Source organism: Microcoleus sp. PH2017_34_RAT_O_A, assembly GCF_020737885.1.
Taxonomy (GTDB): Bacteria; Cyanobacteriota; Cyanobacteriia; order Cyanobacteriales; family Microcoleaceae; genus Microcoleus.
Genome location: NZ_JAEQDD010000058.1, coordinates 22,515 through 43,799, shown reverse-complemented (window position 1 = coordinate 43,799; position 21,285 = coordinate 22,515). Strand labels below are relative to the sequence as shown.

The 21,285-nt window shown below is 47.2% G+C and carries 14 protein-coding genes and 1 pseudogene; 9 read left to right on the top strand and 6 right to left on the bottom strand.

Annotated features, from left to right (window positions below):
• Nucleotides 1–639: 639 nt before the first annotated feature.
• Together JGK11_RS19740 and JGK11_RS19735 are read right to left on the bottom strand one after the other, a co-directional pair.
• Entirely contained in the window at nt 640–3,450 is a 2,811-nt protein-coding gene (locus JGK11_RS19740; protein WP_293212561.1) for a TIGR03960 family B12-binding radical SAM protein, read from the bottom strand.
• A 155-nt stretch (nt 3,451–3,605) separates the two neighbouring features.
• The gene (locus JGK11_RS19735; RefSeq protein WP_293174936.1) at nt 3,606–3,950 is read right to left on the bottom strand and encodes an STAS domain-containing protein; all 345 of its coding nucleotides are present in this window, start codon (nt 3,948–3,950) and stop codon (nt 3,606–3,608) included.
• A gap of 382 nt (nt 3,951–4,332) precedes the next feature.
• Here JGK11_RS19735 and JGK11_RS19730 point away from each other — a divergent pair, with 382 nt between their 5' ends.
• Complete coding sequence (locus tag JGK11_RS19730; protein ID WP_293155487.1) at nt 4,333–4,527, top strand: hypothetical protein; 195 nt, start codon at nt 4,333–4,335, stop codon at nt 4,525–4,527.
• Between the two features lie 539 nt (nt 4,528–5,066).
• Nucleotides 5,067–5,303 (top strand): hypothetical protein, encoded by a 237-nt coding sequence (locus JGK11_RS19725; RefSeq protein WP_293174939.1) that lies wholly within the window; start codon nt 5,067–5,069, stop codon nt 5,301–5,303.
• 4 nt (nt 5,304–5,307) lie between these two features.
• Here the strand turns inward: JGK11_RS19725 and JGK11_RS19720 are convergent, their stop codons facing one another.
• The 3 genes from JGK11_RS19720 to JGK11_RS19710 all read right to left on the bottom strand — a co-directional run bounded on the left by JGK11_RS19720 (nt 5,308) and on the right by JGK11_RS19710 (nt 12,105).
• Nucleotides 5,308–5,616 (bottom strand): hypothetical protein, encoded by a 309-nt coding sequence (locus tag JGK11_RS19720; protein WP_293212559.1) that lies wholly within the window; start codon nt 5,614–5,616, stop codon nt 5,308–5,310.
• 138 nt (nt 5,617–5,754) lie between these two features.
• Nucleotides 5,755–8,577: a PAS domain S-box protein gene (locus tag JGK11_RS19715; RefSeq protein WP_293174945.1), complete on the bottom strand. Its 2,823-nt coding sequence runs from the start codon at nt 8,575–8,577 to the stop codon at nt 5,755–5,757.
• Nucleotides 8,578–9,306: 729 nt separating this feature from the next.
• Nucleotides 9,307–12,105, bottom strand: coding sequence for an NHL repeat-containing protein (locus tag JGK11_RS19710; protein ID WP_293195757.1), 2,799 nt, complete (start codon nt 12,103–12,105; stop codon nt 9,307–9,309).
• 297 nt (nt 12,106–12,402) lie between these two features.
• On the opposite strand from JGK11_RS19710, the gene JGK11_RS19705 reads away from it, so the two are divergent.
• The 7 genes and pseudogenes from JGK11_RS19705 (at nt 12,403) to argH (ending at nt 20,609) form a co-directional block, all read left to right on the top strand.
• A complete protein-coding gene (locus JGK11_RS19705; RefSeq protein ID WP_293200741.1) occupies nt 12,403–12,561 on the top strand; it encodes a hypothetical protein in 159 nt (52 codons plus the stop codon).
• Nucleotides 12,562–12,826: 265 nt separating this feature from the next.
• On the top strand, nt 12,827–13,552 hold the full coding sequence (locus JGK11_RS19700; RefSeq protein ID WP_293155504.1) for a DUF502 domain-containing protein: 726 nt from the start codon (nt 12,827–12,829) through the stop codon (nt 13,550–13,552).
• 508 nt (nt 13,553–14,060) lie between these two features.
• A pseudogene (gene nusB, locus JGK11_RS19695) lies at nt 14,061–14,669 on the top strand (transcription antitermination factor NusB); the annotation flags it as partial.
• Between the two features lie 204 nt (nt 14,670–14,873).
• Nucleotides 14,874–16,577 (top strand): signal recognition particle-docking protein FtsY, encoded by a 1,704-nt coding sequence (ftsY, locus tag JGK11_RS19690; RefSeq protein WP_293195761.1) that lies wholly within the window; start codon nt 14,874–14,876, stop codon nt 16,575–16,577.
• Nucleotides 16,578–17,191: 614 nt separating this feature from the next.
• Nucleotides 17,192–18,679, top strand: coding sequence for a PP2C family protein-serine/threonine phosphatase (locus JGK11_RS19685; protein ID WP_293174960.1), 1,488 nt, complete (start codon nt 17,192–17,194; stop codon nt 18,677–18,679).
• Entirely contained in the window at nt 18,669–18,908 is a 240-nt protein-coding gene (locus JGK11_RS19680) for a hypothetical protein (RefSeq protein WP_293174963.1), read from the top strand. The genes JGK11_RS19685 and JGK11_RS19680 overlap by 11 nt, the downstream gene beginning before the upstream one ends.
• 315 nt (nt 18,909–19,223) lie before the next feature.
• Complete coding sequence (gene argH / locus JGK11_RS19675; RefSeq protein ID WP_293174966.1) at nt 19,224–20,609, top strand: argininosuccinate lyase; 1,386 nt, start codon at nt 19,224–19,226, stop codon at nt 20,607–20,609.
• 104 nt (nt 20,610–20,713) lie between these two features.
• Here argH and JGK11_RS19670 read toward each other — a convergent pair whose 3' ends face one another.
• Nucleotides 20,714–20,905, bottom strand: a complete 192-nt coding sequence (locus JGK11_RS19670; protein ID WP_194066729.1) for a hypothetical protein — start codon at nt 20,903–20,905, stop codon at nt 20,714–20,716.
• Nucleotides 20,906–21,285: the final 380 nt, after the last annotated feature.

Sequence of the window (21,285 nt, the reverse complement as noted above, 5' to 3'; positions counted from 1 at the left end):
GGAAAGCACTCGTAGGTGTCGTGACCTTACTAACGTAGCCTAGTTAAAGACTTAGACTGGCTATCTCGTCCACTTTTGTCCAGTGTTTAGCGGATAGCACTCAACAGACTCTACTCTTGGCATTCGACTGCAACCTCCGCCCCTGCCAACCCTAAAACCTGGTCAGTCGATTTTAGATTTTAGATTTGAGATTTTAGATTTACAAGCACAGATGACTCTGGGAGCTTGAACCTTGGTCTAAAATTTTGGGATCTCCACGAATTAAGTCCGGGCTTGTATCCGTTTTCGATCGAGGTCAAAAACATCTATTGTTGAATACCCGCGGGCTCGGCTTGAACCATGAGATTTTTGACTAAGCCGACGATCGACAACCACTCGATCGATCGAAATTAATCGATCAATTTGGTTCATGCTCCGCTCCTGCGGGTTTAGCGCTAGATTTAGCCCGTGAATGTACAAAAAGGCTTGAAGTTTTGAACAGAAGCAATTTGCACCCAGCCCGCGTTGCTGGTTGGCTCTTAGCGACGAGCGACAAAAGCGCTCAAGCCGCTGCGGCTTCCATAACAAGCAATTATAGCTTGACACGACACATCCCGATCGAGAGCCGAAGGTGAAATATTTCACCACAGCTTCCCTATTTTAACCATAACCCAAGATTAGCTGACTGCGCTGAACCTGCAAAAGCTGAATTTCCTGCTGGCTGACTTGTTCGAGCATGAAAACAAGATGTTCGGGCTTGAGCAAGTTGCCGTCGCTGCGACAACTGCCGGTATAGCGCAAGACGGCTGTACCTTCGGATTGCTGCACAAGTTCTAGTTTGTGCAGCCGATCGCGCAAATTGACATCCCGCGTCTTTCCCGACTTAGTAGTGTGCACCCGCCAAAAAGCCTCTGTTTCGGCGATCGCCTTCACCCAAGCTTCCCAATTGGCAGGATCTGCGACGGAGACAGGGGTAGAATTATCCCGGTCAGATTCGCCATTTTCGGTCAACAGGCCTGTTGCAGCCACAGTAATTACGTACTCCGCTGCTTCTAACAACTGACTGGCAGAAGGAGCTTTGAGGTCGATCGACTCAACCTTGTAAATCGGGATATTTTCCGGCAGAGTCGCGGCCAATTTTGCCCGGAAAATCTCAAGATCGATCGACTCAGTGAGTTCAAAATCAGCAATTTCCCCAGTGCTGGTAACGCCCAGAGGCAGAGCATTTGCCACAGAAATCCGAGGATTTGGGTGGAAGCCCCCGGTAAACGAAATGGGTAAATCAGCCCTACGGACAACTCGATCGAACAATCGCAGCAAATCCAAATGACCAACCAAAGCCATATCGCCCACCTTCCCAAACCAAACCCGAAAACGCTGTTTCCGTTCTGTATTCGGCACAAACTCCCCAGCAAAATCCGGAATTGGCAGGGCATCTACAACCACATTGTGTCCGAAATCTGTGCCGCAAACCCCGCAGCGCGAACACCCTTCAAAGGAACAGTCGGGAACCGTCGCTGCTTCTAAAGCATGAAGCAAATCAAGTTTTAGCCAGTTTTTATCAATTCCCGTGTCTAGGTGATCCCAAGGTAGCGGGCGATCGAGAAAGAGGGGGAGAAGAGGAGAGGGGGAGAGGGGGAGAGTGGGGGAGGGGGAGAGGGGGAGAGGGGAAGATGTGGGAAAATCTTGTTTATCTTCTCTTCCTTCTTCCTTCTTCCTTCTTCCTTCTTCCCTCTTCCTTCTTCCTTCTTCCTTCTCCTCTTCCTTCTCAAACAGATTCCATTCGCCGCTTTCAACTTGGCGGTATTTCCAGGTAAGTCCCGATTCATCGATCGCCCTTGTCCAAGCCTTGTATGCTGTATCCAAGCTTTCCCACCACGCATCCATACCAGCGCCAAGTTCCCAAGCGCGGTGGACTACAGCGCCCAAACGTCGATCGCCCCTACCGACAAAATCCTCCATTGCCGAAATCCGCACATCGGTATAATTCACCTTGATATTTCTCATCGCTTTGAATTCACCCTTCAGCAATTTTTGCTTGCGTGAAAACTCGGCAGTAGAAACCGAATGCCACTGAAAAGGAGTGTGAGGCTTAGGCGTAAAATTAGAAATTGTCAAGTTAAAATTCAGTGGCCGCCTGCCATTAAGCCTGCATTCCCTTTGCAGCCAGCGGACTGTTTCGGCGATTCCCAGAACATCAAAATCGGTTTCTCCGGGCAAACCGATCATAAAATACAGCTTGATTTTATCCCAACCGCGATCGACCGCAGTTTTGACACCCCGCAACAATTCTTCGTTTGTCAAACCTTTGTTAACGATGTCGCGCATCCGCTGCGTGCCGGCTTCCGGGGCAAAAGTCAAACCGCTTTGCCGCGTGCCGCCGAGAATGTCGGCAATATTATCGTCAAATCTGTCAACCCGCTGACTGGGTAAAGACAGAGAGATATTTTTGTCTTTGAGGCGGTTTTTGATTTCCATCCCCACAGCCGGAAGTGCTAGATAGTCGGAACAACTCAGGGAAAGCAGGGAAAACTCGCTGTGCCCGGTGGCTTTCATTCCTTCTTCTATCGCCTCTACGACTTGCTGCGGTTCCACATCGCGGGCGGGGCGAGTCAGCATTCCCGGCTGACAGAAGCGACAGCCGCGGGTGCATCCCCGGCGGATTTCGACTGTCAGTCTGTCGTGTACTGTCTCGACGTAGGGTACTAGCCCGATCGAATAAGCTGGTATGGGAGTTGCTACGCGGCGCAGAATTTTTTCTGGGACTTGCGGGCGGTTGGGATGAACAGAACCATCTGCCGCCATATCGTAGAATTGGGGCACGTAAACGCCGGGAATTTGCGCTAAATCCAGCAATAGTGCTTCTCGGCTCAAATTATTAGTTTTGCCTTCTGCCAAAATCAAGCCAATTTCTGGCAGCAATTCTTCTCCATCTCCCAAAGCGATGAAGTCAAAAAAGTCAGCGTAGGGTTCGGGATTGGAGGTTGCGGTTTGTCCGCCAGCAAAAATTAGCGGCAAATCGCCGCCATTTTGGGCATTTGTCGCTCTTTCTTTCCAAGTTAGGGGAATGCCGGCTAAATCCAGCATTTCCAGAATGTTTGTTGCTCCGAGTTCGTAGCTGAGGCTGAAGCCGAGAATATCAAATTCTGTGAGCGATCGCCTAGATTCTACAGCAAACAGGGGAGTTTTGGTCGTTAGCGCAGCCCTCGGAGAGGATCGCAGTTTTGCTGCTAAGTCTGGTGCGGGCAAATAAGCTCGATCGCACAACTGTCTCGGCAAGGCATTCAAAATATTGTAAAGGATGATGTGTCCCAGATTGGAAGCACCAACTTCATACACTTCTGGATATGTGAGCACCCAGCGTACAGACGCCCCATCCCAAGGCTTGCGTACAGCCCCCAACTCGTTTCCTAGATAACGAGCAGGCTGATTGATTTCTGCTGTAAGTAATTCTTCGATTTTTACTGCCACGGCTCGACTCGCTCTCATATTTGCGACTCTTAAGCAGCCTACCTTAAAATCTGCCAATACGCCAACGGCAGTCCTATCTCTTTGGAGCCCTTTAACTCAAGTTGCTGTGTTTGCTTACTTGTTTTCACTGGTGAGTAGATTCTAGAAGTGCTTGTTTACACAAGACAAGAGTTTGCTGCTTCAAAGCTTTCGACATTTTCAAATATCTCAAAAACTCGATCGAGTTGGCTGAGTTCCAGAATCATTCTAATTCCGGCGGTAACTGAACACAGACTAAACCTGCGTCCCATTTTTTTCGCCTGCTTGAGGCCGGAAATCAATGCCATCAAACCCGCGCTGTCAATAAATGTTACTGCGCCAACATCTACGAGTACCGCTACTACTCCAGGGGCTGAAATTGTTGTGGTTAGTTGCTCTGTGAATTCTCCGGCTGTGGCTGCATTTAGGTGGTCTAGGGGTCGAATCACCCTAAGTGGTTTATGGGCAAGAAGTGTCTGCATATATCAAACCTATGGTTGCTACGTATTTTCAACTACCGTACTGGACGGAGGTAAGCCTAAACCTACTTGACACCTACGAGCGTAACCCTACCTGAGGAAAACCGATCGGTAGTTTTGAGTAGTTTACTGAATCTTTATTTATTTAGTCTTTTTTATAAAAGTTTGTGCAAGATTTACGGAGTAAAGGTAAGCTACTATACTATTTTTTATTTGTGCGACGAGGTTTAGTGTTGGCAATCGTAAAGATTGCGATCGACCTTATCCTAGCTGTTAGGTTAAACTGAGCAATGTAATTGAAATCACTGGTTAGTTCTGATTTGGATCACTCACTCCATCGACTGTTAAGATGACAATAATACTGTACGGAGTTCTCCGATATACTATGCAAGCAACTCATGCTATTCGTCAACTTGTAGAAAAAGCCCTCTACATTAAGCAGTTGACGCCTGACATTGAAAACGAAATCAACAACGAGCTCACCCGTTTGGGCTACATCTCGGATATTGATTATGAGGCTTTAGAGTTATTAATGGATGAAATGGATGCTGGCCGGGTGCAATTGGTATCTAGTAGATAGTTGGAACCGGAGAGCGCGGAAAAATCACAGATTGAAAAAAAATCCTTGCACGGTGGGAAAGACGGGAGTCTCAGAAGCATTTACCCCGGCACGGTACTTTTAAAAGCTCGCACCCAGTTGATGAGCTTGATATTTGAGGCGATGGTTTGTTCACCTCACTATCAAAAAAATACTTTTACTTCAATTAAATATATAACTTTTGGGGCTTGACAAATGAGGTGTAATAGTAATTTATTAATGATTACTGTTACCTAGCTGAGGTGGAAAACCGGTTTGGAACGATCGCAATTAAATTTGTTCGATCTTTCAGACTGAAGTCCTCATCAAACAAGAGAGGAGTTCAGTCCGAACGATCGAAAGTGATAACGGTTATTTTACCGGAATATATATAATCAGGCGCGATCGCCAGTTGTGTAAAGTTTTGTAAAAAGTATACGGGATTTGCATAAAAAAGAACAAGTTGCGCCGATAGCTCAAATAGAGAGGCTCGCGTCCTAGTGGCGAGAGAGTCTGTCAACTTGTATCTCAACTTATGTAATATGTCAAGAGAACCAGATAGCACGGAAACTTCAATCAACAGTCTATTTGCCAAAATCGAGACCTTGCTGATGCAGACTTGGCAAGAAACAGGCCACGGATGCCTAACTATTGAGAGCGAAAAAATCAGTCCGAAAAAAATCCAAGTAATTATTCGAGGCTCTACTTACTATCGCTATGTTATTTCCCCTGAAGGCATAAACAAGTGGGTTTTAAAGCAAATTGCCGAAGGGGATTGAGCGATTAACGGTTGGGTAATTGGTAATTGGTAATTGGGGAATTGGTAATTGGGAATTGGGAATTGGGAATTGGGAATTGGTAATTGGTAATTGGTAATTGGTAATTGGTAATTGGTAATTGGTAATTGGTAATTGGGAATTGGTAATTGGGAATTGGGAATTGGTAATTGGGAATTGGGAATTGGGAATTGGTAATTGGTAATTGGTAATTGGTAATTGGTAATTGGTAATTGGTAATTGGTAATTGGTCGTTATATAATGAATTTGCGATCGCTCCTATCCAAGAAAATTGATTAGTCGTGAGGATTTCCATCCTTGCCGAGTCAATCAAAAAGGGAGCATCTCATTTTTGCAAAAAACATTTTTTTTACAGTGCGAGCGTCCCCGCTCGCGTGCTATATCAGCACGCGAGCGGGGACAGCACTACAGATGCAAAACTGAGATGCTCCCATCAAAAATCGATCGCCCGCGACACCAAACTTGCCACCACCGCCACCAACTCAGCAGGATCGAGAGGCTTGGGTAGGTGAATTTGAAAACCCTGTCGCAGCGCCCGCACCCGTTCCTCCAGCCTACCGTAAGCTGTGAAAGCCACCGCCGGAATTTCCCTGTCCCCCATTTGCTCTCGCACTTGCGGCAGCAGAGCCTCTCCTTCAGCGGTTTGTATGCCGAGATCGATCGCCAACACATCCGGATTCAGCCTAGAAATCGCTTCCAAGGCTTCCATTCCCGAGACAGCAGTCTCCACCTCAGCTCCGCAATCTTCGAGCACTGTACGCGCAAAATCCAAGGAATCCCCGTCGCCATCAACCACCAACACCCGCACTCCCGAAAGGTTGCTGCTAACAAAAGACGGATCTATAGGGGATCTGGCCGGGGTTTCTCGAACCACAAACTCCCCAGCCCCGGTAACAGAAAATCCGCTGTCGCCCTCTTGCTGTTTAATTGGCAATCTCACGAAAAAGCTCGCTCCTTGTCCTTGGCCAGCCGATTCTACTTGCACTGTTCCCCCGTGCATTTCCACAAAATGGCGCACGAGAGCCAAACCTAGACCCAATCCGTTGTACGATCGCGTTGTAGAGGTATCAGCTTGGCTGAAACGCTCAAAAACGTGCGGCAAAAACTCTCCTGGAATCCCTTGTCCCGTGTCGCTGACTTCAATTTCCACACTAGGCGGTGACAAATTTTCACAACAGGCGGATTGTCCGGGCATACTCGTCCTCTCCACCTTGTGCAGCGCCACCCTCACCTGTCCTCCGTCAGGAGTAAACTTAATCGCATTCGACAGCAAATTCCACGCCACCTGCTGCAAGCGGCCGGAATCGCCAAACATCCGCCCCGCAGTTTGGTCGAAATCCGTCACAATTTCAATATTTTTTGCCCCAATCGCCGGAGCGAGAGTATCGATCGCACCTTCAACAGTCGAAATCAAATCTACCCACCGCAAATTCAGCGACAGTTGGCCAGTCATAATCTGCGACACGTCCAACAAATCCTCAATTAGCGTCCCCAGCGATCGCGTATTGCGGTCGATCGTTTCCAGAGCCTTAACAGTCGTTTTTTCATCAAACTTGCGGTGGCGCAGCAGTTGCGCCCATCCCAGCATCGCATTCAACGGCGTCCGCAATTCGTGGGACAAAGTTCCCAGAAACTCATCTTTAATCCGGTTCGCCCGCGCCAATTCCTCAGCTCGATCGTGCAGTTCTTTTTCCAACTCCTTGCGAACCGTCAAATCGAGAATAAAAGCCACTGATTCTTGCCGCTTTTCCCCCAACAAAATATACCCCACCAACACCGGAATCCGGCTGCCATCGGGCCGAATGTATTCCTTTTCGTAGGGACTACAAACGCCCTCGGCCTTTGCCTCTGCGATGCCGATTTCGTCCAGCGGTAGGTACTCCGGCGGTGTAATGTCAATCCAGCGGAGTTCCCCGCGCTGCAACTGTTCCCGCGTGTAGCCAACGAGGCGCAAAAATTCGTCGTTAGCCTCACTGATACCGCCGTCAACATCGCCGAAGAGAATTCCGATCAAGTTAGATTCTGCCAACATTCTCAGCTTTTCTTGACTAGCTTTGAGTGCTGCTTCTGATTGCTTGCGATCGCTCACATCTTGGATGTAAGCCGAGCAACCAGAATCGGAAGGATAAAAACGCACTTTCAACCACTTATTCCATAACGGCACGAATTCTTCATATTCGACTGTTACCTTGTCTGCTAATGCTTTGGTGGCGATTTTGTAAGACGGTAAATCCACGGCCCAGGGATATATTTCCCAAATATTTTTCCCGATCAGTTCTGCTTGTAAGTTGCCAAAAATCTCTTGACCTTTGTGGTTAATATAGGTGAATTTCCAGTTTGAATCGAAGGCGACAAAAGCGTCGGTAATGCTTTCGAGAATGTTAGTAATTCGAGCGTTTGCCGATAGTAGCGCTTGAGCTGTTTGTTCTGCTTGTTTGCGAGCTGCTTGTTCCCGGGACAAAGCCATAACACGTTCTTGTTCTGCCTGTTGGCGATCGCTAATATCGATGCAAGAACCGATGTAACCGGCAAAAGTGCGATCGGGTCTGTACAGGGGTACCCCTGTACTCACAACCCAGCGGTACTCCCCGTCATAGCGCCTCAAGCGGTACTCGATCCGGTACTCGCTGCGGGCGTCGAAGGCTCTCCGGTAAACATCCATATATTTTGGCAAGTCGTCAGGATGCAAGCTTTCCATCCAACCGATGCCGATTTCTTGCGCCAAAGTTTTACCGGTAAACTCCAACCAAACTTTGTTAAAGTAATCGCCAAGTCGATCGATATCCGACATCCAAATCATCACCGGCGCGGTATCTGCCATCATCCGAAACCTGGCTTCGCTTTCTTGGCGCTGTGCTTGAGCTGCTTTGCGATCGAGCCGTTCTTTAACTTCCCGCAGGGCCCGCTCGATCGACGGCACCAACCGCGTCAAACGCCGTTTGAGAACATAGTCTGTAGCCCCGCTTTTCAAAGTCTCAATTGCCACTTCCTCACCCAAAGTAGCCGACACAAAAATAAACGGCACTCCCGGACAAGTAGCGCGGGCCATTTCCAGCGCTGCTATCCCGTTAAAACAAGGCAGCATATAGTCTGCCAAAATAATATCAACACAGTGTTTTTCCAGCGCTACGGCAAAATCTTCCCGAGTTTCCACGCACAGCAAAGAAAAGTCTAGACCGCCATCCATGAGATATGCCTCAATCAGCTCGGCATCTAGGGGACTGTCCTCTACCAAGAGGATATTGAGCGTTTTCACAAAAATTCCTTAATATATTTTACAGAAAAATGCAATCAAAAATCCTTGAATACTTCCATTATTTACCTAATTTCCATCGCCATTCTAAAGAAAAGATAAAAAAATGCTCAGCTTACTGTTGGAACCTCTGCGCCAGGAAAGCGACTGCATTCTGAGTTGCGATCGCAAAACAACTATCTTTCTGAGTTCTGAACACAGAAGAACCCGATTTCTACCCAAAATCTGTGATACCTGTTTAAAAAAACAATGCAACTTTAGCCAAGCTGCAAACCCATACAGAATAAGTCATGACCCATCTCAAATCTCAAATTTCAAATCCTTTGAGCGATCGACCTTAACCCAGAAACCGGGTTTTTGACCCACCTAAGGCCCGCACTGTTTTATAGCAACTGCCTGAAACATACTCATCTATCCCAAGATAGATCTTTGCAAACTCGCTTTAATTCATAAACTCAGTTTCTTCAAAAAATTGTTTTTTGACCACAACAGACAATTTAAATGCGTTCGTTTTGGATGCACAAAAACTCGGTTTCTACGCAACCTACTGAATTACATATCACCTTAGCAAGGAATGTATTCCCTGTCAATAATTGTCCACAAAAAAAACAATTTGAAGCCAATACGCTTAACTTAAGAACAATCCGACTGGCAAATAATGCCTGTATTGCCTAGAAAATCGCGAAGTGAAATTCGTCAAAAATCGTTAAGTTAACCGTATTGAATTAGACGCTAAGCCAGCGACACAATACTAGCTCGTTCGTAAGGCAATTTGTTGGTCGGCAAAACCTCGATACTAATTTCCAGCGAATCCAAAGCCGGATTTTGTGCCAACAGCTTTTCGGTCAAATTCTTATTCAAAATCTCCCAGAAATCCGTTTCATTTGGATAATCAACCAAAAAATTGTCTATGCTTTTGTAAATCGGCACAAAGTCGGGATATTCAGCCTGCGTAATTCCTGGCTTGTACTGATACTTGACATCAATGTTCAGGTTATTCAAACCCTGGTGAGCGATCGAATAATTAGGAATCTTGAAATCCCAGGCTTCCCCTAATTTACCATTTGTAGTGCGACTAACGGTACTGCTGCGATCGTAAGGCAATTGGTTCGTCGGCAAAACATTCAAATCAACAGTCACCGAAGAAATTGCTGGATTTTCGGCAAGCACTTTTTCCGTCAAATTTTTGTTAACAATTTCCCAAAAATCAGTTTCGTTAGGATAGTTAACTAAAAAATCATCAACGCTCTTGTAAATCGGCACATAATCGGGATACTGATAATTTTGAATGCCCTCTTTGTACTGATAATTTACAGCAAAATTTAGGTTGTTTAACCCTTGATGGTTAATTGGGTAATTTGCCGCTGTAAAATTCCACTTCTCGGTCAGCTTACCATCGGAAGGAAAGAAAGCAATTCCTATCGGACGCTGTAACTTGCTGTCGGGAGGGACAAAAATAGAACTGTTACTCGACAAAGGATTGCTCGATATTGGCAGCGGTTCCCCAGTTTTGCCATTGTACCGCAAAACTGCACCAACATTGTTAGCATTGGCGCGGTTGTCAAAGCCAACTGCAAACAAATTGCCGATCGGCGAAAATGCCAAACCACCTACATAATTGCTACTGGGGGAAGTATCAGTATAATTGGTAGATAAAACCTTGACCAAATTCCCACTTTTTAAATTGTAGCGCCTGATATCGTTAGCAAAATCGCTCACGTAAAGGTCGCCGTCAGCGGGCCCGATTGCCATGCCCAAAAGACTCACAAATCCCTGACTCCGAGGCGAAGGATCGGGGGAAGCAAAGATACTTGACTGCCCAGTTTGCGGGTTGTAAAGCAGCACCTGGCTGGCGAAACCTGCACTAAAATCAGCTTTGCCATCACGAGCAACACTCCCCTGCGTTGTCACGTACAAATTGCCGTCAGGAGCAAACAGTAAATTGTTCGGCCCATTCAATCCTCCCGCTTGCTGTTTGCCCGTTGCAAATACATCTATAAATTGTCCTGTTTTGCCGTTGTATCTAAGAATTTGATCGGTCAAAAAACTGCTGACATAAAAATTACCGTCGGCACCAAAAGCTAAACCGTAAGGACGAGATAATCCGCCAGTTTCATCAGCAGTAGTGTTCGGATTGTCGCCGACAAACTTATCAATAAATCTGCCACTAACTCCGTCATATCGCAATACGGCAGATGCTGTCGGCTGTCCGGAATTCCCTGGCTTGTCACCGCTGGCAATGTAAATGTCCGGCTTACCGTCGCCGTTGCCATCTGGGCCAAAAAGAATTGTATCTGGACTAGACAAACCGCCGCTGCCCGCTGGGATAAATTCGCTTAGAAGATTGCCCGTACTGCCGTCAAACCGCAGTACATTATTGCCTCTGGTATTGCCAACTAGGAAAGTTCCTTGAGGATTGCTTGGTTGAGTGCGAGTAACTTTGCTGGTGCGGTTATAGGGTAATGTTTGGCTTGGCAAAACGTTCAAGTCGATCTTAATTGCTGCCAAGCTAGAATTTTCGTTGAGGATATTTTGAGTTAATTTTTTGTTGACAATTTCCCAGAAATCTGTCTCATTGGGATACTTGCTTAAAAAGTTATCAATGCTCTTGAGAATTGACAGGGAATCGGGATATTCGTTTGGGGGAATCCCCGGTTTGTACTGGTAATCAACATCGAGATTGAGCTTGTTCAATCCTTGGTGATTAATTGCGTAGTTTTTCAAGGAAAAGTTGCCATTTTCTTTTGGTTGACCGGCACGACTGCGGAAAACTGTAGTTGCTCGTTCGTAGGGCAATCTGTTCGTTGGCAAAACTTCGATTTGGATGGTAACATCGGTCAGTGCCGGATTTTCGTCTAGCACTTTTTGACTGAGATTTTTGTTGATATTTTCCCAGGTGTCCGTTTCGTTGGGGTAGTTAACTAGGAAGCTATCAATACTTTTGTAGATTGGCACAAAATCGGGATATTCATTTTTGGTAATTCCGGGTTTTAAGCCGTAACCAATTTTGATATTGAGGGTGTTTAAACCTTGGTGGTCGATGGTATAATCTGGGAAATTGAAAGCCCATTTTTCTGAAGGTAATAGCGCAGCAGTTCGGGATTGCGATCGCTCTGGAACTATACCAGTATCACCGATAGCAAAATCCATGCCTGTAAGTTCGTCTCTCTGAAGTGGAGTGGAGATATCGGTCTGGGATGTTAGACTGCGATCGACTTTAAGATTGTCGTCTGGTGAGTGCGGGAGCCGGAAGTCGGTGATTTGGTCAAAAAGGTCGTTAGCGAAGCCCTCGTAGAGGATCGCACTACCAGTCGCACCGGCAACCAAATCGGATGTTTGAGTCAAACCATAGCTGGTATCAAATAAAACATTCGTATCCCCGATCGCAATTTGGGTCAATCGATTTAGGCGATCCTCTACGAGGGCTTCGCTAACGAACTTACTGCCAAATAAGTCTGGTATTTCTGCTGAAACACCCGCAATATTTCCCTGAAGAGGTTTTGCTTCAAACAGTCCGGCTGTATTCAACATAAGCTATTATTGGCGAGATTCCCGCGATCGCAGATAAATTTGACTATATTTTACGGTTTTTCAAAGAATAGTCAACCAGTTTGAGATTTGAGATTGGAGATTTACTCGCAGAATTGAATTTGGGATTATGAACTTTGGTGTAATTTTTTTGACCTTCCAATCAGGAGTCTACGTGGCACGGCATCCATTTTTTAGGGGAGTCAAATAGTTTAAGAAGTAGCTGGCATTTGAGAAACATTTAATCTAAAGTCTCTCACCTTTCTCGATCGCAGTTCTGTCAAGTTCTCAAAAAATAGATTGTCCGATGGGAGTGGGCGCGATCGCGGTACGATCGCCACTGGCATTGTTCTAGCCCGCCCCATGCTAAAAATTTATCAATTGTGGAAGCAGCCCAAAAGCCCTCTACAGGAAACACCCCGACTCCGGCCACCTCAACACAGCGATCTGATTGGTTGATTCCGAGCTAAAATGTCTTAAAATATACAATAGGGTGAGCTGTTGCACAGCCCGCATATATTAAAATCAGGCGCTTTGCCTGCAATAATTCTTTAAAATATAGATACAGCACCGCCGATCCCTAACTCTTCCGCGCTCGGCAAGCGTAGGGTTTGGCAGCAGAGAAGACGATCCAAAATGGTCAATTCCAGTAAAGCCCGTGCAGTTGCTTTATTCTCAGGTTTATCAGGTGATTGCAACCAGTTACGAGGAGATTTGAACCGCCGTGCTCCAACGCATCAAACAAGACTTAAAAAATGACCTGATCGCAGGTCTGCTGGTAGTGATACCTTTAGCTACCACCATCTGGCTGACAATTACCGTCGCCAGTTGGGTAATCAATTTTCTTACCAAAATTCCCAAGCAGATTAATCCTTTTGACGGACTCCACCCGATTTTGGTCAACCTGCTAAATCTCTTAGTAGGGCTGGCTGTACCCCTGCTGAGCATTTTAGTCATTGGTTTGATGGCCCGCAACATCTTCGGGAAGTGGCTGCTAGACTTTGGCGAACGCCTGTTACAGGCAATTCCCCTAGCGGGTTCGGTTTACAAAACCTTGAAACAACTGCTGGGAACTATCCTCAAATCTAATGATAAATTTCGCCGGGTGGTGTTGGTAGAGTATCCCCGGCGGGGAATCTGGACTTTGGCATTTGTGACCGGTACGATCGAGAGTAACGACATTCCGTCTCATTTGTCCGGCGAAAGCCCGATCGGCATTTTCATCCCCACCACTCCCAACCCCACCACCGGATGGTACGCTATAGTCCCGGAAGCAGATGTCGTTAATTTGTCAATGTCGATCGAAGATGCCTTTAAAGTGGTGATCTCCGGCGGCATCGTCAACCCCAGCAACTCAGTTGCGGTCACCGCCGACAACCCCCCCGGCAAAACACTCGAACCCTTGCTATCCGAATCAAGATACCAGCCTGTACCAGTCGAAGAAGATTAGACAAGGCTGTAAAAGTCCTTTTAATCTTTTAATCAAATTTTCGGACGGGCTAGAAGCCCATCCCACAAAACAAAAAAATTGTGGGATGGGCTTCTAGCCCGTCCGAATTATTTTTGCAACTCACGTATATTGAACCAACTGGAAGCGCAGAAAGCCTACACTCAGAAACCGGGTTTCTCTGATACATCTTGGGTTTCAAAGCGAAGTATCTCCTAAGAAACTCGATGGGGAGAGGGGGAGAGGGGGGAGAGGGGGAGAAAGAGTTTCTTTCATCCATAACGGGTGGGCAGCCTCCGTGGGACGCTCCTAAGAAACCGGGTTTCTAGCCAGTAAATTTTCCCAATAATAATTGATCCTAGGTATCTAAAACCTGCCCAGAAACAATCGTTACTGAGGGCAGGTTTTTTTGGGAGTTTTTCTGCTAAAGTCCAAGTCTATGCTCTGAACCAGCGCTTAGCAATCTCAACAATTCTGAAATTCCTAAACTCCCAATTTCTATCTAAAAAATATGAAAAAAGCACGCGAAACCTCACGCGAACTCGCACTCCTCGGCATCAGCCAACTGCCGACTAATCCAGAACTCTTAGAAGCCAAGAAACTGCAAGATGTTCTCCTCGCAGCCATCCGCACTCTGACGACAGAAGTTCAAGAATCCCTAGAAGCAGCAGCTTCGGAAGTACAGCGGGGTAGCGACAAACTCCTGGCTAGCGAAATCCGCGCCGCTGATATACAAAGTGCTAGAGCGATGGTGCGCGAAGCACTCGAACTCACCCAAACCGCCATCAACCGTCTCGGTTCATCGATGGAGTTTCCAGAACTGCTTCAGCTTGCCAACCAGCAAGATGTCCGCACCTATGCTTTGCAAATCCTGACCAAAGTCAGCGCCAACCGCGTTCAAATTGACGAATTGCTCTCGGAAGCCCTGGTAGACTGGCAAATCGATCGCCTGCCCAGGATCGATCGAGATATCATGAGAATCGCGATCGCCGAAATCCTCTATCTCGGCTTACCCGAACAAGTCAGCGTCAACGAAGCCGTCCAACTGGCAAAACGCTACAGCGGCGACGAAGGACATCGGTTCATCAACGGAGTCCTCCGCCGAGTCGTCGATAAAATCAATCATTGGTCATTGGTCATTGGTCATTGGTCATTGGTCATTGGTCATTGGTCATTGGTCATTGGTCATTGGTCATTGGTCATTGGTCATTGGTCATTGGTTATTGGTCATTCGCGATCGGCAATCCGCAATCCGCAATCCGCTCTACACTAAGGACTGATGGCTAAATGACTAATAACTATTCTCTATTCCCCATTTACTTCTATGGTATTTAATTGGTTTCGTCGCCAGTACAGCGAAAGCGGATCTTCTGAACCAGAAACTCCCCCCGAACAGCCCCAAGATGAGGCGGCAAAATCCGCATCGGTTGAGCCTCAAACAGATGCAGCAGTTGAGGAAACTTCCCCCGCTGTAGCTGAGGATTATCTCAATTGGGCCAAAGCTGCTTACAAAAATATTCAAAAACAGCAAAAACCTGAAACAGAAGTTGCCCAGACAGCATCGGCGGAAGTTCCAGCAGCCGAAACAGAATTTGTAGAAGTTGCAGAAGCCGCACCAACTGTTGCAGAAGTTTCAGAAATTGCACCACCACCGCAGAATGAAAGTACCGATGGTCAAGAACCAGATGCAGCCATCCCAGTAGAGATTCCCGAACCTCTGCCACCATCATCCGAGTCGATCGCGCCTCAACCTGTTACTCAAAAATTAGAAGTTACAGCAGAAAATATAGCAATTGCCCAACCTGCAACTGAGCTTGCAGACACAGAATCGATCGCATCTGAGGACTCTACAGCCGAAGCCCTGCCGTTTTGGGCCCGAGCTGGGGCCGATCGCATGGATCGCATCGAACGCCTCAAGGAAACCGCCCTTGAGGAACCAGAAGTCATCGCAGCGGCCGCCGAAAGAGCCGCAATAATCGAAGAAATTCCCGGTTTTGCCTTTGACGAAGGCTTCCTCTGGTCATCTGAAATCCTAGCCAGTCAAGGGCGCCGGCCAGATCAAGTATCCGTCGAGGAAATCAGTTGGCTGCAAAAACTGCGGAAAGGTTTGGAAAGAACTCGCCGCAGCTTAATTAATCGACTAAAGGCGATCGTCGGTCAAGGCCCGCTCAATCAAGACGCCGTAGCTGAAATTGAGACTTTGCTCCTACAAGCCGATGTCGGAGTCGCCGCCACCGACATCATTATCAACCGCCTCCAAGAAAGACTCAAACAAGAAGTCTTGCCGCCAGAACAGGCTCTAGCCTTTCTCAAAAGCATCCTGCGCGACATTCTCGACGCTCCGACAGCCGAAACCGCCGCCGGCAATCCCGCCTACAGCCTGACATTTGCCCCAGAAAAAGACACCTTCAACATCTGGTTAATTGTAGGAGTCAACGGTGCGGGCAAAACTACGACGATCGGCAAACTAGCCCACATCGCCCAAAAATCCGGCTACAAAACCCTGATTGCCGCTGCCGACACTTTCCGCGCCGCCGCCGTCGAACAAGTCAAAGTTTGGGGTTCCCGCAGCGGCGTGGAAATTATTGCCAATCCAGGGAAAAATACCGATCCGGCTGCTGTCGTGTTTGATGCGATCGCCGCCGCCAGCGCCCGAGGCACAGAATTGTTGATCGTAGACACCGCAGGCCGCCTGCAAAACAAAAAAAATCTGATGGACGAATTAAGTAAAATCCGTCGCATTGTAGACAAAAAAGCCCCAGGCGCTACCGTAGAATCTCTACTGGTCTTGGATGCCACCCTAGGTCAAAATGGTTTGCGACAGGCAGAAGTTTTCGCAGAATCGGCAAAATTAAGCGGAGTAGTATTGACAAAACTTGACGGTTCTGCTAAAGGTGGTGTTGCCCTAGCAGTAGTGCAGCAGCTAGGTCTGCCAATCCGGTTTATTGGAGTGGGGGAAAGCATCGAAGATTTGCGCCCGTTTTCTAGTTACGAATTTGTCGAAGCCCTACTCGATTTTAGATTTTAGATTTTAGATTTTAGATTGATGAGGTATCTCTAGCCGTCCCGATTTTTGGAGGCGGACACAGATATTCAAAATCTCAAATTATTAACCTCAAACTACCATCGCAGGACTTGTGCCGATCGCCACCTGACGGTCTGTGGAAAACTAAATATCTAGAAACAATACCTTAAAACCTTCTGTTATTGCTTGCTTGCGATCGACGAAGCGCCATCAATTGGTGTCAACTTAAGGTCTCAGGTAGTAACGTTTTACTCTCTGAGGCTTAGGCCCGCCGATCGGCCTGGCGCCCCCTTAAAAAGCAGTGTGGTTTTATTGTCATCAGATAAATTAGGTACGTAGTTGGGATGCGAGCCCTCTTTATCTATACGCCTAAAGAGGGCTCGCATCCCAACTACATACCTTGATTAAGTAGTTTCAGAAGGGCTCAAAGTCTCCCTTATTAAGGGGGATTTAGACTCAGCTATAAACGAGATTTCTTGAGGATTTCAGGCTTAAATTCACACCAATGACCTACTGCCCAAACTACTTGCTCCAAAAACAACCGGATTTCTGTTCGTGTGGTGCGTAATTCCTCACTCAATCAATCTCCTTTTAAGATCGAAAATCACCAATCTAAAATGACTGCTGTGCCCTTGCCTCGCCCCTCACCTCAACCTGCTGACCGCCCTACGGGTCGCAATTCCACCGACGCGACGCCAGTATTTGCCCTCAAAGAACTGGTGGCGCGCTTGCACCGATACCAGCACAACGTTCAAGATATGTTGGGCTCGCTGGGATTTGCCCTGCGTAGTTTTAACAATCTCAACCAATTTTTGGAGTTGGTGCCTCTGGTGGCAACTCGCGTTACCGACGCCGACGGGGGAGCTCTGGTGCTCTTCAAACCCAACGGTCAAGTTCGGTTCCAGCAGTTGCACTGTCAGGAAGGACGGCAGTGCCAAGATATGCGGAAAGCGCTGGAAATAGCCACCAGGCAAGCTACAGCAGGTGCGGGCGCGGCTGGTGAATCTTTTTCTCAAACCTCTGGGCAAACTTCTAGTCTTGACTTGCAAGTCGGCCGTTATTTGGGCCCGGATGTTCATTTGTTTGGGGCGCCAATTTTAGTCAAGAATTTGGAACGCGGACGGCTGTTTGTTTTTAGCAGTGACCCACAATATGTTTGGACTCCGGGCCGACAGAAATTAGTTCGGTTGGTGGCGGATCAAACCGCCGTGGCAATCTGCAAAGACGAACTGACGGTGAAGTTGGCCGAAAAAGAACGCCTGGACAGAGAGTTAGAAATTGGGGCGGAAATTCAATTGCGGCTGCAACCCCGCAGTTGTCCCACAATTCCCGGTCTTGATGTGGCCGCGCGCTGCCAAACTGCTAGCAGAGTCGGCGGTGATTATTATGATTTTATTCCCGCTGACTATGACCCGATCGGCAAGGAAAATGAGGGGGAACACCCCCCATCCCTGATTAAAAATCTCAAGTCCAAAATCGACAAGGGTCGCTGGAGCATCGTCATTGGCGATGTGATGGGCAAAGGGGTACCGGCTGGCCTGTTGATGACGATGACGCGGGGTATGCTGCGGGCGGAGGTTTTGAACCGCCATTCGCCTGCGAGAATTTTGCAACATTTAAACCGGGTAATGCACGCGGATTTGGAGAATTCTCACCGTTTTGTGACTCTGTTTTATTCGGAGTACGATCCGAAAACTCGCATTCTGTCTTACAGTAATGCTGCTCACCACCCGCCTTTGCTGTGGCAAGCTGCAACTAATTCGATTGTTCGGCTCGATACTTTGGAGGGAATGTTGATTGGCCTGGATGCTGATTCGCACTACCAAGAAGCCCACGTGCAATTGCAGCCTGGTGATACTATTATTTATTACACAGACGGATTTACTGATGCTGCTAATCAAAGGGGCGATCGCTTTGATGAGGATAACTTGACCGCGGCTTTTCAGTGGGCTTGTCAAAATTATCAGCAGTCTGAGGAAATTCTGGATTATTTGTTCGATCGCGTTCACCAGTTTATCGGCATCGGCAACCGCAATGAAGATGACATGACACTGGTTGTACTTAGGGTAACACCGACCACAGGAGAAAATCACCATGATAGTTAATTTAATGCCGGAAATTATTACTGGATTTACCAGCTCGATTCATTGGCATGACGCCGTTCATTTGTTAGTTGTGAAATCTCATTTGAGTTCGCCTGTGATATTGGGTCAAAGCTACGAGATTTTTACTAATTTCCAGAAAGCTTGGAACAATTTTGTTTCGACTGGTCAGATAGGAGCTTTTTTTATAGGTATTTTCATTGGCTGGTTCATTAAAGGGATTATTCCTTAGAGTTATTCTCTAAGAGGTCGTCAGGAAGGGATTTCAAAGGTTCGCCGTCAGGACTTCAGTCCTTTCTGATGCAGCAGCATAATTTTAATAATTTTGTAGTCTAGAATTCAGTTTTTTAGTGTCAATACAGGTATACAAAGTTTGTAGTAATTACCTTAGTCCTTTCTTGCCGAATTTGGGACGAAGGACTTGCCTTATTTACTGCGAACCGGAGGACTCAAATCCTGAGTGCGAACCGAAGGACTAAAGTCCTTACTACGAAACAGTTTTTAGAGAGTTCTGCAAGAGAGATATAATTTAGTTTTACATTCAGCAATGACCACACAACCGAAAACTTGGAGTCAAAGATTTGAGTCGGCGCTGCACCCAGCGATCGCCCGATTCAATGCTAGTATTGGCTTCGATATAGAACTGATTGAGTATGACTTGACCGGTTCTATCGCTCATGCTAAGATGCTCGCCAAAACTGGGATTATTTCCGCATCAGAAGGCGAACAGCTAGTCAATGGTTTGGAACAAATCCGCCGCGAATACCGCCAAGGTCTTTTTGTGCCGGGAGTTGATGCAGAAGACGTTCACTTTGCTGTAGAAAAGCGCCTGACGGATATCGTCGGGGATGCGGGCAAAAAGCTGCACACGGCCCGATCGCGCAATGACCAAGCCGGCACCGATACTCGTTTGTATTTGCGCGATCGCATCGCAGAAATTCGCGAGCAATTGCGGGAATTTCAAGGGGTTTTGCTCGAAATTGCAGAACTCAACGTCGAAACTTTAATCCCCGGTTACACGCACTTACAGCGCGCTCAGCCAATCAGTTTGGCTCATTACTTGTTAGCTTATTTTGAAATGTCCGATCGCGATTGGGAACGCCTTGGCGATGTCTTGAAGCGGGTGAATATTTCGCCTTTGGGTTGCGGCGCGCTGGCGGGGACGACTTTCCCGATCGACCGACACTATAGCGCAGAACTCTTGGAGTTTGACCAGGTTTATGCTAATAGTTTAGATGGAGTGAGCGATCGAGATTTTGCGATCGAATTTCTCGCAGCCGCCAGCTTAATTATGGTACACCTGAGCCGCTTGTCAGAAGAAATGATTTTGTGGTCTTCTCACGAATTTGGATTTATTACGCTCAAAGATAGCTGCGCTACGGGCTCTAGCATCATGCCCCAGAAAAAAAATCCCGACGTGCCGGAGTTGGTGCGGGGCAAGGCGGGGCGGGTTTTCGGTCATTTGCAAGCCTTGCTTGTAGTAGTGAAGGGATTGCCTTTGGCCTACAACAAAGATTTGCAAGAAGATAAAGAAGCTTTGTTTGATACCGTCAAAACTGTACAAGGTTGCTTGGAAGCAATGACGATTTTGCTGCGGGAAGGAATCGCGTTTAACACCAATCGCCTTGCCAGTGCCGTTACAGAAGACTTTTCTAACGCTACAGACGTAGCAGATTATTTGGCTGCTAAGGGCGTTCCCTTCCGGGAATCTTACAACCTTGTGGGCAAAGTTGTGAAAACTTGTCTGTCGGGGGGCAAACTCCTCAAAGATTTGACACTTGAGGAGTGGAAAGACTTGCACCCAGCTTTTGATACAGACATTTATAGCGCGATCGCACCGACTCAAGTGGTCGCTGCTCGCAATAGTTACGGTGGCACCGGATTTGAACAAGTGAGAAAATCACTGATTGCTGCGCGCGATCGGATCGCCTAAACTATCCTCGTTGAATTCTTAGGCAAATTCAGAATGGCTATCTCTCCTTAGAACGATCGTGTTTTGCACTCTCGGTTCTAAGTTGGGCAGATAGCCTGACTATATTACTCTTCAGCAGCAGCCATATCTTTGTCCCGTCCGCCGCCGCTCATGGCGCCCATCCCGCCGCCGTTGCCGCCGTCAAATCGCCTTCTCTTGTTGGAGAACATATCTTGATTTCTCCGCTTGCGAAACTTGCGAGCGTATGCTTGATTTCGTTGTGCCTTCTCTTTCTTGAGATTGCGGCGCTTAGCCATTCTGACCTCACTAATAAACATTGACATTCCCCAAGCTTTCGGCGAGGGGATTCTTCAGGTTAAAACTCTCAGCACTTGCTTGTGACTGAGATTCTGGCTTGGGTGAAGTCACTTGTTTCCGACAGGATTGCTCCAGCGGCTTTAGAGGTGTCTTCTCCCCAAGCGTGAATTCCGGTATACCCTACCGTACTCGATCGATTCTCTTTAATGTAGTTAGGTTTTGTTCAAATTTAGCTTTCCTAAACCGCAACACCGATCGGTGTGACTGCGAACTCAACTAATTGAGTGCGAGTTTTTACGTTGTCTAGTTATACTCAATTTTAGACCGATGACGATTATATCACACCCGGCACTATTACCGATCGACAAGAACAGTCCCT